This is a genomic window from Synechococcus sp. TAK9802 (assembly GCF_014279535.1).
In the GTDB taxonomy this organism is placed as follows: Bacteria; Cyanobacteriota; Cyanobacteriia; order PCC-6307; family Cyanobiaceae; genus Parasynechococcus.
In genome coordinates this window covers 709,196-723,439 of record NZ_CP047937.1, presented here as the reverse complement: position 1 = coordinate 723,439, position 14,244 = coordinate 709,196, and the positions used below count along the sequence as shown (strand labels likewise).

Sequence of the window (14,244 nt, the reverse complement as noted above, 5' to 3'; positions counted from 1 at the left end):
GGCTGCTTAATGGAAGTTAACACTGGTTTTGAGGCCGAAGTTGAGCAGACTCCATCCATGGCCCAGCGCTTCGATGCCAACACCTACCCCCTCGGCCCTGGGGTCCGCCTGCTTGAGGCCAGCGCTGGCACCGGTAAAACCTTTGCTCTGGCGCATCTCTGCCTGCGGCTGATCACGGAGGCCGACCACGCCCTCGAGGCGTTGTTGGTGGTGACCTTCACCGATGCGGCGGCCGAAGAGCTGCGCTCCCGCATCGGCCAGCGGCTGCAGCTGGCGTTGCAGGGCCTTGAGCAGCTGGAGCAGGGGATGGAGGCTTCCGCTCCAGACCCCGTCCTGGTGGAGTGGCTGTCGGGTTCCGAACCAGGGGAGGCGCGTCAGCGGTGGATTCGGCGCTTGCTGGTGGCCCTCGAACAGCTGGACCGGGCCGACATCACCACCATCCACGGCTTCTGCCGCCGCAGTCTGCGCCGTCTGGCCCTCAGCAACGCGGCGGCGATGGAGCCTCAGCTGGACACCGACGCCACCGCGCTCCAGGCCGAGGTGGTCCAGGACCTGTGGCAACAGGAACTGCTCAGCCTGCCGCCGGATCAGTTCAAGGCGTTGCGTCAACGCGGCCTCTCGCCCCAGACCCTGCGCAGGGGGTTGGCGCAACTCGATGGCGAACAGCAGCCGCGGTTCAGGGCCGTTGATGGGGCGATCGATCTCGACCAGCCCCTCGCCCCACAGCTGGAGCACTGGTTGGCGCAGCTCTGGGACGAGTTCGTGCCGCTCTGGCAGCGGGACCATGCCGCCCTGGATGCCGGGTTCCGTCAGGCGGCCGAGCAGTGGAAAGCCCAGGGCTGTGGAACCACCACCCCTTATTCGGCCAAGCCCAAGAGCGATCGCTGCGCGCAGATCAACCAGTGGCTGCATGGGCAGACCGCAGTGCCGTCACTGCTGGAGATTGCCGCCCATGAGAAGCCGTTGAAGGAGTACTTCCATCCCGGCAGTTGGTGCAAGGTCGCGCGCAAGTGTGGTGAGACCGATCCCAGCCTGGTGACGCCGGCCTTGCAGGCCGCTGTTGCGGCGCTCTGGGATGCACCGATTGAGCGCACCTGGCAGTACCTGCTGGAACGGGGCTTGCAGGAGCTGGACCGCCGCCGTCGCCGCCGCGGGGTGATCACCTTTGGCGGTTTGTTGGCCGCCATGGACCCGGGCGATGGCGACGTTGCCTGGCTTGCCCCGCTGCAACAGCGCTACCGGGCGGTGATGGTGGATGAGTTTCAGGACACCGACCCCGTGCAGTGGCGTCTGCTGCAGCGCGCCTTCGGTGGTGGTGAACGCCATCTGCTGCTGATGGTGGGGGATCCCAAGCAGGCGATCTACCGCTTCCGGGGTGGTGATCTGGCCACCTACATGGCAGCGCGGGATCAGGTGGAGCGGATCGATCACCTGCTCGACAACTTCCGCACAACGGCACCGCTGATGGAGGGGTTGAACCGTTTGATGGCTCCGGGGCTCCCCCGATCTGAACTGCCTGTGCCCGCGGTGCAGCCCCGCAGCTCCGCCACCCCACCGCAGGATGCCCCGGCGTTGCAACTGCTGCTGCTCTCCACCGAGGCGCCCTCCAGCCGCAGTGCCCTGGAAGCAGAGCTGCCCCAGCGGCTCGCCGCGATGGTGCTGGAGCAACTGCAGCAACGGGACGACCTCACCCCTGCAGATCTCTGCGTGCTGGTGAGTCGTCATCAACAGGCCGAAGAACTGCGCCGCGCCCTTGGGGTCTGCGGACTCCCCACCCGCCTGGTGACTCAGGGGGATGTGCTCGACAGTGAAGCAGCCCTGCTGTTGCAGTGGTTCCTCGATGCCCTGGCGGAACCGGGCGATGACGCTCGCTTGCGTCTGCTGGCCTGCTCGGGACTGATGACCATCGCGCCCGATGCCCTGGAGCCGGCTCTGTTGGATCAGCTGGCGCTGCAGTTGCGCGGTTTGGCTGAGGCGATGCCGCGGCTGGGCCTGCTCGGGGCGCTGGCTGATCTGCTCAAGGGTGAACAGATGGCGGGGCTGTCGGAACGGGGCCGGATGCTGGGGGATCTGCAGCAGGCGGCGCGGCTGGTGCAGGAGGCGATGCACCGCCAGGGGCTTGATGTGGCCACCGCGGCGGATTGGTTGCGGAGGGAGCGGTTGCACCCCAGCCAGCCGGTGCCTGAGGCTCGCCAGCCCCACAGCGATCAGGCCGATAGCGCCATCGCTGTGGTCACGGTTCACCGCAGCAAGGGTCTGGAATATCCGGTGGTGATCTGCCCCTACCTCTGGCAGTCCCCCCCAGCTGTGTCCGGTCCGCTTTGGCGTGACCCCCGCTCCGGAGAGTGCCTGGTGCGGGTGGATGTCCATTGGGGGGAGGGCTGGCAGGCGGCGCAACAGGCGCAGCGGGAGGCCGCGGCCGAGGCCGAGCGGCTGGCCTATGTGGCGGTGACCCGAGCCCAATCCCAGTTGGTTCTGATCTGGGCCAGGGCCAACGGCCAGGAGGATTCCCCCTTTCCCGCCTGGTTGTTCGGAGCTGAGGCCGCTGGGGATGCGATTGACAGCCTCACCGATGAGCGGCTGAGCCAAGCCCTGGCGGAGCGACAGGTTCCGATCAGCATCGATGGCCTGGCCCAGAGCCAGCCCAGCGGCAAGCGTTGGCGGTCTCCGCTGCGGGCCGAGCCTTTGGCCCTTGGTTCCATCCCCAAGCGGATCGACCGGAGTTGGGGCCGGGCCAGTTATTCGGCCTGGATTGCCTCATCCGACGACGTTCAGCTGCATGAACAGGGTCGTGATCGCGATCCAGGCGCCGAGGAATCGACGTTGGAATCGGCGTTGGAACTGATGGCGGCGAGGGCAGAACCGGCATGGTCCGAGACGGGGCCGCTGGCGGCCTTCCCGCGCGGGGCCGGGGCCGGGGACTGTCTGCACCGGATCCTCGAACAGTTCCCCTTCTCTGCGGCGGAGGCCTCTGAACCCCGCCAACGGCTTGAGCTGATCGCCGCCGAGTTGCGCCGGGCCGGGCTTGATCCCGATCTTCAGAACGATGTGTTGACGGGGTTGGAGCAGGTGTTGCAGACGCCCCTGGGGGGACCGCTGGGTGCGTTATCGCTGGATCGGCTGGGGCCGCACCAGCGCCTGCCGGAACTCAGTTTTGATCTGCCGGTGCAGCACGTGCGCACGGCCGATCTGGTGGCCGCCTTCGGTTGTGATGCCGAAGCCCGTTTTGGCCGCACCTACAGCCCGGCGCTGGCATCGCTCTCAATCAACAGCCGCGGTTTTCTCACCGGTTCCATCGATCTGGTGTTCCAGGACCCCCAGCACCAACGCTGGTGGGTTCTCGACTGGAAGAGCAACTGGATCGGTGAACGGCGCACCGGTGCTGAGCCGGGGCTGTGCGGTCCGCATCACTACTCCCAGAAGGCGATGGAGGAGCAGATGTTGCACCACCACTACCCCCTGCAGGCCCACCTCTACCTGGTGGCTCTGCATCGCCATCTTCGTTGGCGGCTGCCGGATTACGACCCCGAGCAGCATCTGGGGGGCTACGTCTACTGCTTCCTGCGGGGGATGCCCGGAGCGGTGACTGCCTCTCCAGAAGATGCTGTTGGGCCGGGGCGCATCGTTGAACCCGTGCCGCTCAATCGCATTGCGGCCCTGGATCGAGTCCTGGGGGAGGTGCCGGCGTGACGGAGCAGCTGCCCCAGGGAACCAGCACCTGGCCCTCCAGCTTCACGGCCGGACTCCATGCTGCACTGCGGCGACGGATCCCGCCCCGGGCTGATGGCCCCGCCCTGGAGGTGCTCAGCCGCGATCTGGTGCTGGCCTTGGAGCAGGGGGAGTTGACGGTGGCGCTGACGCCGGAGCGGCTGGCCGCTGCCCAAGCCAGCGGCTGGCTGGAGGGGGATGCCTCCCCCCTGCTGCTCCAGGGTGATCGGCTGGGCTGGCGCCGCTGGTTGCAGGCCATGGAGCAGGTGGTGGCCGAACTGGTGGAGCGGGCCCATGCTCCGCTTCCTAAACCCGTCGAGGCTGCTGATCCCGAGCTGTCGGATCGTCTCAACGCTGAACAGTGCGCCGCCGTGCGCGCCCTGGATCAGGCCTCGGTTGTGCTGCTCAGCGGTGGTCCGGGCACGGGCAAAACCAGCACGGTGGTGGAGATTCTGGCCCGGGCGGAAGCCCGCCATCCCGGCCTGCGCATCGGTCTGGCGGCCCCCACCGGCAAGGCGGCCCGGCGCCTGGGGGAGGCGGTGATGGCGCAGCGGGCTCCGTTGCCCTGCAGCACCCTCCACCGCTGGTTGGAGGCCGGAAGCCGTGGCTTCAGCAGGCACCGCCAGCGTCCCCTTGAGCTGGATCTGCTGGTGATCGACGAGATGTCCATGCTGGATCTGGCCTTGACCCAGGCTCTGTTGGAGGCGTTGCCCAGTGGTTGCCGGCTGCTGTTGGTGGGGGATCCAGCTCAGTTGCCGCCGGTGGGGAGTGGAGCGGTCTGGCATCGGCTGCAGCAGTCGGACGTGCGCGGTCGTTTCGGAGCCGGCGCCGTGCATCTGGAGCGCACCTACCGCAACCGCGGTGCCTTGGCGCAGGTGGCGCAACAGCTGCGCCAGGGGAATCTGGAGGCCTTTGCAGCGGATCTGGCCGCCCTGCCTGAGCAGGCCAATCTTCAGGTGCATCCCTGGCCCCTGCGTCGTTTCCCTGCCTTGGTACGCCAGCGCTGGATTCAGCGCCTCCAGCAGTTGCAGGCATTAACGGTTGATCTCGATCGCTGCACCGAGCAGGAGCTGATGGCGGCATCCCGGCCTTTGTTTGCGCTGCTCGAGCAGGACCTGTTGCTCTGTCCACGTCGCCGGGGGCCGTGGAGTCTTGATGATGTGCACCGCACGTTGCTGGGGGCCAATGCCGCCGGGAAGGTCGAGCGTTGGCCGATCGGCTTGCCGGTGATCTGCGGCAGCAATCAACCGGAACTGGGCTTGGCCAACGGCGACCTCGGTGTGGTGATCGGGGCAGGCTCTGAACGACGCCTGTTGTTCCAGGTGGTGGATCCGGACGGCCAGCTGCAGGTGCGCCGTTTGCATCCAGCCCGTTTGCGGCGTTTGGAGCCGGCGGTTGCGCTCACCATCCATCGGGCCCAGGGCAGTGAGGCCGACCGGGTGATCGTGCTCTGGCCAGATCCCCTGGAGGATGGCCTGGCTGCAGAACATCAACGCCGATTGCTGTACACAGCCATCACCCGTGCCCGTGCCAGCCTTGACCTGGTGACGCTGATCTGATGCGGGTGGACTGATGCGGGTTGAGCGTCCCTGGGGCTGGTACGAAACGCTGACCCAGGGGGACAACTATTTGGTCAAACGGCTGCTGGTTCGTGCCGGGCAGCAGTTATCGCTGCAGCGGCATCGTCATCGCAGCGAAAGTTGGACCGTGGTGTCTGGCTCGGGGGCTCTGCTCTGCGGAGACATCTGGCATCCCGCCAGTGCGGGCGTCATGCTCTCGATCCCCTGCGGCGCTGTGCATCGCGCCAGTGCAGACGGTTCAGATCTGCTGATTCTGGAAGTTCAGCACGGTGATGATCTGCGGGAAGACGACATCGAACGGCTGCAGGATGATTACGGCCGGGTGATAACTTGATGGCCAACCTTTGAAGCGTAGGCAACACAACCAGAGCGCAACTCTTACGTTGCAGGGAGGTTGTGAGCCTGATTTCAGAGATCAATCAGGCGAAGCCACCTTTCATGACTGAACAGCAACAGCAGCGCGACGATTCCGCCTGCGCAGTGGATCTTTCTGCGTCCGACCTGCCGGAATCCAACACCAATGCTGAGGTGTTCACCACCACCATCACATCGGCTGAACCGGAATCCGGTTTTGCCGGTTTTGGTTTCAGTGAGGCCCTGCTCCGCACCCTGGCGGACAAGGGATACAGCGAACCTTCCCCCATTCAAAAGGCGGCCTTCCCCGAGCTGATGCTCGGCCGCGATCTGGTGGGTCAGGCTCAGACCGGCACCGGCAAAACAGCAGCGTTCGCCCTGCCGTTGCTCGAGCGTCTCGAGAGCGGCCAGAAAACACCCCAGGCCCTCGTGCTCGCCCCCACACGGGAGCTGGCGATGCAGGTGGCCGAATCGTTCAAGGCCTATTCCGCCGGCCACCCCCATCTGAAGGTGCTGGCGGTGTATGGCGGCACGGATTTCCGCTCTCAGATCAGTGCCCTCAGGCGCGGGGTTGATGTAGTGGTGGGCACCCCCGGCCGGGTGATGGACCACATGCGTCAGGGCACGCTCGACACCAGCGGTCTTCGCAGCCTGGTTCTCGATGAAGCGGACGAAATGCTCCGCATGGGCTTCATCGATGATGTGGAGTGGATCCTCGACCAGCTTCCTGAGCAGCGCCAGGTGGTGCTGTTCTCCGCGACGATGCCTCCTGAGATCCGTCGCCTGTCCAAGCGTTATCTCAAGGATCCGGCTGAGGTCACGATCCGTACCAAGGATCAGGAAGGCAAGCGTATCCGTCAGCGTTCGATCACGGTGCCGATGCCGCACAAGCTCGAGGCGCTGCAGCGGGTTCTCGATGCCTGTGGTGGTGAGGGTGTGATCATCTTTGCCCGCACCAAGGCGATCACCCTGACCGTGGCCGAAACTCTTGAGGCCGGTGGCCATCAGGTGGCGGTGCTCAATGGCGACGTTCCCCAGAACCAACGGGAACGCACCGTGGAGCGGCTGCGCAGTGGATCGGTCGACATCCTTGTGGCCACCGACGTTGCAGCGCGGGGTCTCGATGTGGAGCGCATCGGCCTGGTGATCAACTACGACATGCCGTTCGACAGCGAGGCCTACGTGCACCGCATCGGCCGGACGGGCCGGGCTGGACGTACCGGCGAAGCGGTTCTGTTCGTGACTCCACGGGAACGCCGTTTCATCCGCAACCTCGAGCGGGCCACGGGCCAACCGATCGAAGCGATGGAGGTGCCCGGCAACACGGCCATCAACCAGGGACGGCTGGACCGCCTGCGCAAGCGTTTGAGTGATGCGGCCCAATCGCAACGCCCTGACGCCGATGAAGCGGCCCTGCTCCAGGAATTGATGCAGCGGGTGGCCACGGAGCTTGAACTCAGCCCCGAGCAGCTGGCCATGGCGGCACTCAACCTGGCCATCGGCCCCGATGCGCTGTTGCGTAAGGGCGACGACGACTGGATTCAGAACACCCGTCGCAATGACCGCGACCGCGATCGCCATTCAGGCGACCGCCGTGAGCGGCGCGAGCGTCCGGCACGGGCTCCTGAGGAGAACATGCAGCGCTACCGCGTTGAGGTGGGTCACCGCGATCGGGTCAAGCCGGGCAACCTGGTGGGTGCAATCGCCGGCGAGACCGGTCTGCAGGGCCGGATGATCGGCCGCATCCAGATTTTTGACAATCACAGCCTGGTGGATCTTCCCAAGGGCATGCCGGAAGATGTGTTCAACAGCCTTCAACGCTTGCGCGTGATGAACCGCGAACTGCAAATCAGCAAGGCCTCTTGATGCATGCGCTGTTGGCCGTTGGTCTGATGTCGGCTCCCCTGGCTGCTTCAGCCTCGGACAACAGCCTGATCACCCAGTTCTGCAAAACGGCCGTTAAGGCCGAGCTTCATAGGGCTGGGACCGTTCCTCCGGAGGGAATGGTGCATGACACCTGCCGTTGTTACCTCGCAGAGGTGCAGAACGGGGCGGGGATCCAGACGGCCCAGACCACCTGCAAGGCCAAGGCTGCCGAGACCTACGGCTTCTGATCCCCGGGGATCAAAAACCGTCAGAGATGGCTCACCTGAACGGTGGCTTCGGGCTGAAGCAGGGCTAATTTTTCCACCACCTGAATCAGCTCGATCTGCTCGCTCGGCGTGGCTTGCCGAATCAAGTTGTTTAGCAGCACAAGCTTGTCCAGCGGATCCAGTTCTCCGTCGGCGGTCCAAGCCAGGGCTTGGAAACAAATGCTGTCGAATGTCATCTCTCTCCTGCGTCAGGGTCCTCTGACAATGGAGTGGATGGCTCGGTTGCGGGCGAGTCTTCGCAATTGCTTCTTTTTTTTGTGTTGATTCGTGCGACTGCCCTGTAACGTCATCGGGTTCAAGCTTGAGCACTGGTCCCTTCCGAGCTTTCGGAACCAGTTCAAGCGACTGAGCACGTTCAACGGTTCCACGGTCCATGACCATCTACATCGGCAATCTTTCGTTCCAGGCGGAGCAGGAGCACCTCTTCGATCTCTTCAGTGAGTACGGCGAGGTCAAGAACTGCAGCCTGCCCCTGGATCGCGAGACGGGCCGCAAACGCGGTTTCGCTTTCGTCGAAATGGTCAACGATGCCGATGAGCAGAAGGCCATCGACGATCTTCAGGACGTGGAGTGGATGGGCCGCATGATCCGCGTCAGCAAAGCCACCCCTCGGGAGCGCTCCGGCGGCCCCCGTGGTGGTGGTGGCGGTTACCGCGGCTGAGGCTCAGGCCTCGGCCTCCATCAGGTCCAATTCCATTTCACGCAGGCTCAGCCGACGCAGCACACCATCGCTGCTGTTGGCTGGGCTTTCCTGATGCTCACGGGCGTCCTGGAACTGGGGCAAGACAGCCCGCAGTCCGCGACGTTTCTGCCGCGCCAGGTAACGGTGAAAGCGGTTGAACGACCTTGATCGGCTCATGGCACCTCCTTCAGTTGTGGTTCCGTTGTAGTGCGTCTTCAGGGGTGAAAACCGTGTCGGAACGAACCCTCAGGAAAGCTTCAGCAAATCGCTCCCCCTTGATGCGGCTGTTGCGCCATCTGGCGCCGCAGCGCCGACTCGTGGTGGCAGCGGTGTTGTGCTCCCTGTTCAACAAGCTGTTCGATCTGGCCCCGCCGATCTTGATCGGCTTGGCCGTGGATGTGGTGTTGCTCAAGGAGCAATCTGTGCTGGCGGGTTTCGGTCTGAAGACCGCCGGCCAGCAACTGTGGGGTCTGGCCCTGCTCACCTTTGTGATCTGGGCGGCGGAGTCGCTGTTCGAGTACCTCTACGACGTGCTCTGGCGCAACCTGGCGCAAACAACCCAGCACAGCCTCAGGCTCGAGGCCTACGACCATCTGCAGAAGCTGCAGCTGGCCTTTTTCGAGCAGGACAGCACCGGTCGCCTGATGGCGGTGCTCAACGACGACATCAACCAGCTCGAACGGTTTTTGGATCGGGGTGCCAACCAGATCCTGCAGTTGATCACCACCGTGCTGGTGGTGGGCATCGGCATGGCGATGGTGGCGCCGGAGGTGGCCCTGTTCGCCTACCTGCCGATCCCGGTGATTCTCTGGGGATCGCTGCATTTCCAGCGCCAGCTGGCGCCGCGCTATCGGGAGGTGCGTGCAAGGGCGGGCGACCTCGCCTCGCGGCTTGCCAACAACCTGGGGGGGATGCTCACGATCAAGAGTTTCACCGCTGAGGCTCTGGAGCTGGAGCGCCTACGGGCAGAAAGCCTGGCCTATCGCCAGAGCAATGCCCGGGCGATTCGTCTCTCGGCGGCCTTCATCCCCTTGATTCGCTTCGCGATTCTGTTCGCCTTTCTGGCGATCCTGTTGATCGGTGGTTTCAAGGCCCTGGCCGGGGAACTGCCGGTGGCCACCTACAGCGTTCTGGTGTTCATCACCCAGCGGCTGCTCTGGCCGCTCACCGCCATTGGCCGCACCCTCGACGAGTACCAGCGCTCGATGGCCTCCACGCAACGGGTGCTTGATCTGATCGATACGCCGGTGTTGATCCAGGGCGGGACAGTGCCGGTGGATCCGCAGCGGCTGAGAGGTGAGATTCGCTTTGAAGCTGTGGATTTCGCCTATGCCGGCCGATCAACGCTGCTGCAGGGCTTCGATCTCACCGTGCCAGCGGGATCGACCCTCGGCATCGTCGGGGCGACGGGGTCTGGCAAGAGCACCGTGGTGAAGCTGCTACTGCGGCTGTATGAGCGCGATGGAGGACGCATCTGCCTTGATGGAGTCCCCATCGACACCCTGCAGCTGCAGGACCTGCGCCGCTGCATCGCCCTGGTGATTCAGGACGTCTACCTCTTCCACGGCACCGTGGCCGAGAACATCGCCTATGGCGTTGCAGATCCCGATCCGGTGGCGATTGAGCAGGCCGCTCGCCTGGCGGAGGCCGCTGGCTTCATCGACGCCTTGCCCCAGGGTTACGACACCCTGGTGGGAGAGCGCGGGCAGCGCCTCTCTGGCGGACAGCGCCAGCGCATCGCTTTGGCCCGCGCCATCCTCAAGGATGCGCCGGTGCTGGTGCTCGATGAAGCCACCGCTGCGGTGGACAACGACACCGAAGCCGCCATCCAGCGCTCCTTGGCGCAGATCACCCAGCAGCGCACCACCGTGGTGATCGCCCACCGACTCAGCACGGTGCGCCATGCCGACTGGATTGTGGTGATGGATCAGGGCCGGATTGTGGAGCAGGGCAGCCACGACAGCCTTGTGGCCCGGGGCGGGATCTACACCAACCTCTGGCAGGTGCAGGCCGGCGGTGGGCTTATCGCTTCCTGAAGCAGCTGTTGTTGCCGGCAGATCCCGCGACCATGCTGGGTCCGCAAGCCGGCGGTGCAGCCATGGCCATGCAGGCCTCGATCAGCCACGTCATGCATCACCCCCTCGGGGTGTTTTCGCTGTTGGTGGCGATCAGTGCGGCGGTGCCGCCGTTGATTCGGCGGCTGGGTCTGCCCGACCTGGTGGGGTTGCTTGCGGCGGGTGTGGTGGTGGGCCCCCATGCCTTGAACTGGGTCGACAGCAGCAGCGAAACGGTGCGGCTGCTCTCCGATCTCGGGGCGGTGTATCTGCTGTTCACCATGGGTCTGGAGATCGACCTCGAGGAGTTCAACCGGGTCAAACGTCGCTCGTTCATCTATGGCCTGCTGATCCTGTTGATCGGTGTGGGCACGGGCGTCTCGATTGGTCTGATGGCGGGCTTCGCCTCGGTGTCGTGCCTGTTGCTCGGCGCCCTGATGGCCACCCACACCCCCTTGGGTTACCCGATCGTGCGCAGTTATGGCGCCCAGAAGGATGAGTCGGTGGTGGTGAGCGTGGGCAGCACGATCTTCACCGACATCGTGGCCTTGCTGCTGCTGGCGGTAGGGCTGGGGCTGGGCCAGGGCAGCCTCAGCGGCCTGGGCCTGGGCCTGCTGCTGCTCAAGATCGGTGGCTTCGCTCTGGTGGTGGTGATCGGCATCCGCTGGCTGGGCCGGCGCCTGGTGCTGCGCGGCATCAGCGATGAAAACCGGATGGTGCTTGCTGTTCTGGTGGCCCTGTTCCTGGCCTCCCTGGGGGCTGAGCTGGCCGGTGTCGAGAAGATCGTCGGCGCCTTCCTGGCTGGTTTGGCGGTGAATTCCGTGTTGCCTGAGGGCCGGGTGAAGGAGCAGGTGATTTTTGTGGGTGGCGTGCTGTTCATCCCGATCTTCTTCATCGATCTGGGATTGTTGCTGGATCTGGGCAGCCTTGGCGAAAGCCTGGGCAACTTTCAGTTCACCGCGCTGATGCTGGTGGGTGCTATAGGCGGCAAGGGCCTGGCGTCGTGGGTCAGCGGACGGCTGTTCGGTTATCGCCGCGCCCAGATCCTGATGATGTGGTCGCTGACGATGCCCAAGGTGGCCGCGACACTGGCCACGGCCTTCATCGGCTACCAGGCGGGCCTGCTCAATCAGACCGTGCTGAACAGCGTGCTGGCGGTGATGGTGGTGACCGCCACCCTGGGGCCGATCCTCACTGAGCAGTCGGTGACCCGGCTCAAGGATCCCAGCCCCGATGCGGTGCCGGTCAGCTTCGGTGAGGAAGCGGCGGTTCTGGACGGCGTTAACGAGGTGGTGCAGCGCCCCCTGCGCATCGTGGTGCCGGTGGCCAACCCAAGCACCGAGAAGGGGTTGCTGAGCATGGCTGCTCGGCTGGTGCAGGGCTCATCGGGGGCTGAAGGTGTGCTGTTGCCCCTGGCGATGGTGAATCCCAGCCTCGAGGAGATGCGCGGTGGATTGAACCGGGCCGTTGCGGCAGCGCGCGGACGCCTCAGCACGGCGGAGAGCATCGGCGCCCAGTTGGCTGTGCCCACCCGCAGCCTGCTGCGGCTGGATGAAGACATCGCCGGCGGCATGAGCCGCACAGCCTTGGAGCAGGCCGCGGATCTGTTGCTGATCGGTGCAGCCCGTAGTGATCAGCTCCGGGCCTGGCTGATGGGCGACATCGTTGATGGGGTCTGCCGCACGGCCCACTGTCCGGTGGTGGTGGTGAACCAGGGCCGTGAGACCGATAGCGGCCTGGGCCGGATCCTCGTTCCGATCAAAGACCTCTCCGCCAGTGCCCGCGAGCAGTTCGAACTGGCGCTGCGGGTGATCAACTCAGCCCCAGAGGATCAGCGCGTGCGGATCACCCTGCTGCATGTGCACGACCCCCGCTTCAGCGGCCAGGACCGTCATTGGATGGAACAGCAGCTGATCCGCTGGCGCCCACCGGGGATTCCGGAGGAGCGGTTCCACATCGTGATCGTGCGGGGGCCCGGCATCGACGGGGCCATTCATCGCCTCAGCCGCGAACACGATCTGGTAATCCTGCGCACCCAGCGCAGGCGGGTTGCCGGTCTGCCGATTCCCGGCAGTGATCGCACCAGCAAATTGATCCGTCAGCTCCCCTGCGCCTCGATGGTGATCAGCGATCCGTTGGTTTAACAGAGGCCTGCGCCCCTCTACCCGAGATGGGACGAGCGCGCCAAGATGCTTACAGCACGTGTTCCATGCCACAAGCCCCCCCTGCTAAGGCGTCATCTGAGGCCATCAATTGGCCGGTGGTTGCTGCTGTGGTGGCGGGTCTCAGCGGTGGCCTGATTCTTTCGGTTCCGCTGAGCCGGTTGATCACGGCGCCATCCAGCACGGCAGATCAACCCTTCGCGCTGCTTCAGCCCGCGCCGCTGTCCAACCCGTTTGCCGGTTGGACAGGCTTCGGGGCCAGGGAGGTGGTGGTGCTGGGCCGGGACCGCACCAGTAGCAATACTGATGTGATCTTCACGGTGCGGGTGGATGGCACCACCACATCGATCACCCAGATCCCACGCGACAGCTACATCGATGCCGAGGGCTTCGGCGGCATCAAGCTCAATGCGCTGATGGCCTACGGCGGTGTGGAGGCGGTGGAGCGGGAGTTGTCGCGCCTGATGAACCGCCCAATCCGTCATCACATCGTGGTGCGCCTGGATGCGATCGAAACCCTGGCCAACCTGGTGGGGGGCATCGAAGTGGATGTTCCCAAGCGCCTGTACTACGTCGATCGCAGTCAGAACCTGTTGATCGACCTGCAGCCAGGACCTCAGCTGTTAAAGGGCAAGGATCTGGAGGGCTTTCTTCGTTGGCGCAACGACGGCCGCGGCGATTTCGGCCGGCTGGAACGGCAGCAGCTGGCGCTGAAGGGGCTGTTTGAGCAGATGAAACAACCGCAGAATCTGATCCGCCTGCCGGCCTTGATCACTGCGGCGGGGCAGGCGTTGGAGACGGATCTGGGGCCAATGGAACTGGGCGGGTTGGTCACCGCCATGGGCACGACCGAACTGAAGGCCTCCAGCCTGAGGGCGGTTCCGTTCGATGCCGACGGCATCAGCTATCTGGATACGGAGTGGCCGGCGCACTCAAGCACTGGCGCCGATTCAGGTGACCCCAACGGTCGGCGTTTTCGCTTCCTGTTCTGATCAGATCAGCAGGGTCAGTGAGCGCACCACCCGGCCGCAGAGGTCACCCACCTTGCCCCAGCGGTCTTCGTTGACGCTTGTGGCCAGGGTGTAGAGCCGGCCGCGGTCCACCACGACGGTCGCCAACTCGTGGCGGTCGCGGTCTTCCAGGTGCACGGCGTATTCAAGGTCGTAGAAGGTGTGGCCATTCACTTCACGCTCCTGCGCTTCCACCAGCTCGGCGGTGCGGCCGCTGCCGGCGGTGGCGATCACTTCACGGCGCAGGCGCTCGCCAACGGCAACGGCGCTGCCCAGTTCACTCAGCTCGTTGTCTTCGTTCACCTTATTGATCATCAGGCTCACGGTTTCATCGCTGTGGATGAGGTCGTGAAACACCACCCGGGGTCCGTTGCTTACCTGCACCTCGGTCCAGCCGGTGGGGTAGAGGAAGGCGAAGCGGCCATCCGGACTCTGGTACGACTGCAGCCCTGCTGTTGGTCCCGCCGCGCAGGCCCCCAGCACCAGAGCCAGAACGCCGCAAACGATCACGCGACTCAGAGACTGGAGGAGCTGCATCAGC

General features: G+C 64.8%; 12 protein-coding genes. 9 read left to right on the top strand and 3 right to left on the bottom strand.

The genetic code is table 11. The features are described from left to right. Nucleotides 1-57: 57 nt before the first annotated feature. From SynTAK9802_RS04075 to SynTAK9802_RS04055, 5 genes are all read left to right on the top strand, one after another. Nucleotides 58-3,690 (top strand): UvrD-helicase domain-containing protein, encoded by a 3,633-nt coding sequence (locus SynTAK9802_RS04075; protein ID WP_186497413.1) that lies wholly within the window; start codon nucleotides 58-60, stop codon nucleotides 3,688-3,690. Further along, nucleotides 3,687-5,267: an ATP-dependent RecD-like DNA helicase gene (locus SynTAK9802_RS04070; protein ID WP_186497411.1), complete on the top strand. Its 1,581-nt coding sequence runs from the start codon at nucleotides 3,687-3,689 to the stop codon at nucleotides 5,265-5,267. Before SynTAK9802_RS04075 ends, SynTAK9802_RS04070 begins: the two co-directional genes overlap by 4 nt. A 13-nt stretch (nucleotides 5,268-5,280) precedes the next feature. Then, nucleotides 5,281-5,622: a phosphomannose isomerase type II C-terminal cupin domain gene (locus SynTAK9802_RS04065; RefSeq protein ID WP_186497409.1), complete on the top strand. Its 342-nt coding sequence runs from the start codon at nucleotides 5,281-5,283 to the stop codon at nucleotides 5,620-5,622. A gap of 104 nt (nucleotides 5,623-5,726) precedes the next feature. Beyond that, a complete protein-coding gene (locus SynTAK9802_RS04060) occupies nucleotides 5,727-7,508 on the top strand; it encodes a DEAD/DEAH box helicase (RefSeq protein ID WP_115162210.1) in 1,782 nt (593 codons plus the stop codon). Further along, the gene (locus tag SynTAK9802_RS04055) at nucleotides 7,508-7,756 is read left to right on the top strand and encodes a hypothetical protein (protein WP_186497407.1); all 249 of its coding nucleotides are present in this window, start codon (nucleotides 7,508-7,510) and stop codon (nucleotides 7,754-7,756) included. Before SynTAK9802_RS04060 ends, SynTAK9802_RS04055 begins: the two co-directional genes overlap by 1 nt. Nucleotides 7,757-7,776: 20 nt before the next feature. Here SynTAK9802_RS04055 and SynTAK9802_RS04050 read toward each other — a convergent pair whose 3' ends face one another. Further along, entirely contained in the window at nucleotides 7,777-7,971 is a 195-nt protein-coding gene (locus SynTAK9802_RS04050) for a hypothetical protein (protein WP_186497406.1), read from the bottom strand. Nucleotides 7,972-8,168: 197 nt separating this feature from the next. Between SynTAK9802_RS04050 and SynTAK9802_RS04045 the strand changes: the two genes are divergently transcribed. Further along, nucleotides 8,169-8,456: an RNA-binding protein gene (locus SynTAK9802_RS04045; protein WP_011364605.1), complete on the top strand. Its 288-nt coding sequence runs from the start codon at nucleotides 8,169-8,171 to the stop codon at nucleotides 8,454-8,456. Between the two features lie 3 nt (nucleotides 8,457-8,459). Here the strand turns inward: SynTAK9802_RS04045 and SynTAK9802_RS04040 are convergent, their stop codons facing one another. Further along, nucleotides 8,460-8,654, bottom strand: coding sequence for a hypothetical protein (locus SynTAK9802_RS04040; RefSeq protein ID WP_006849594.1), 195 nt, complete (start codon nucleotides 8,652-8,654; stop codon nucleotides 8,460-8,462). Between the two features lie 101 nt (nucleotides 8,655-8,755). Between SynTAK9802_RS04040 and SynTAK9802_RS04035 the strand changes: the two genes are divergently transcribed. The 3 genes from SynTAK9802_RS04035 (at nucleotide 8,756) to SynTAK9802_RS04025 (ending at nucleotide 13,685) form a co-directional block, all read left to right on the top strand. Further along, a complete protein-coding gene (locus SynTAK9802_RS04035; protein ID WP_186497405.1) occupies nucleotides 8,756-10,513 on the top strand; it encodes an ABC transporter ATP-binding protein in 1,758 nt (585 codons plus the stop codon). Nucleotides 10,514-10,575: 62 nt separating this feature from the next. Continuing rightward, nucleotides 10,576-12,675: a cation:proton antiporter gene (locus SynTAK9802_RS04030; RefSeq protein WP_186497998.1), complete on the top strand. Its 2,100-nt coding sequence runs from the start codon at nucleotides 10,576-10,578 to the stop codon at nucleotides 12,673-12,675. A gap of 65 nt (nucleotides 12,676-12,740) precedes the next feature. After that, nucleotides 12,741-13,685: an LCP family protein gene (locus SynTAK9802_RS04025; protein WP_186497404.1), complete on the top strand. Its 945-nt coding sequence runs from the start codon at nucleotides 12,741-12,743 to the stop codon at nucleotides 13,683-13,685. Here the strand turns inward: SynTAK9802_RS04025 and psbP are convergent, their stop codons facing one another. Continuing rightward, nucleotides 13,686-14,240 (bottom strand): photosystem II reaction center PsbP, encoded by a 555-nt coding sequence (gene psbP, locus SynTAK9802_RS04020; protein ID WP_115010233.1) that lies wholly within the window; start codon nucleotides 14,238-14,240, stop codon nucleotides 13,686-13,688. It abuts the gene before it with no gap. Between the last annotated feature and the right edge of the window lie 4 nt (nucleotides 14,241-14,244).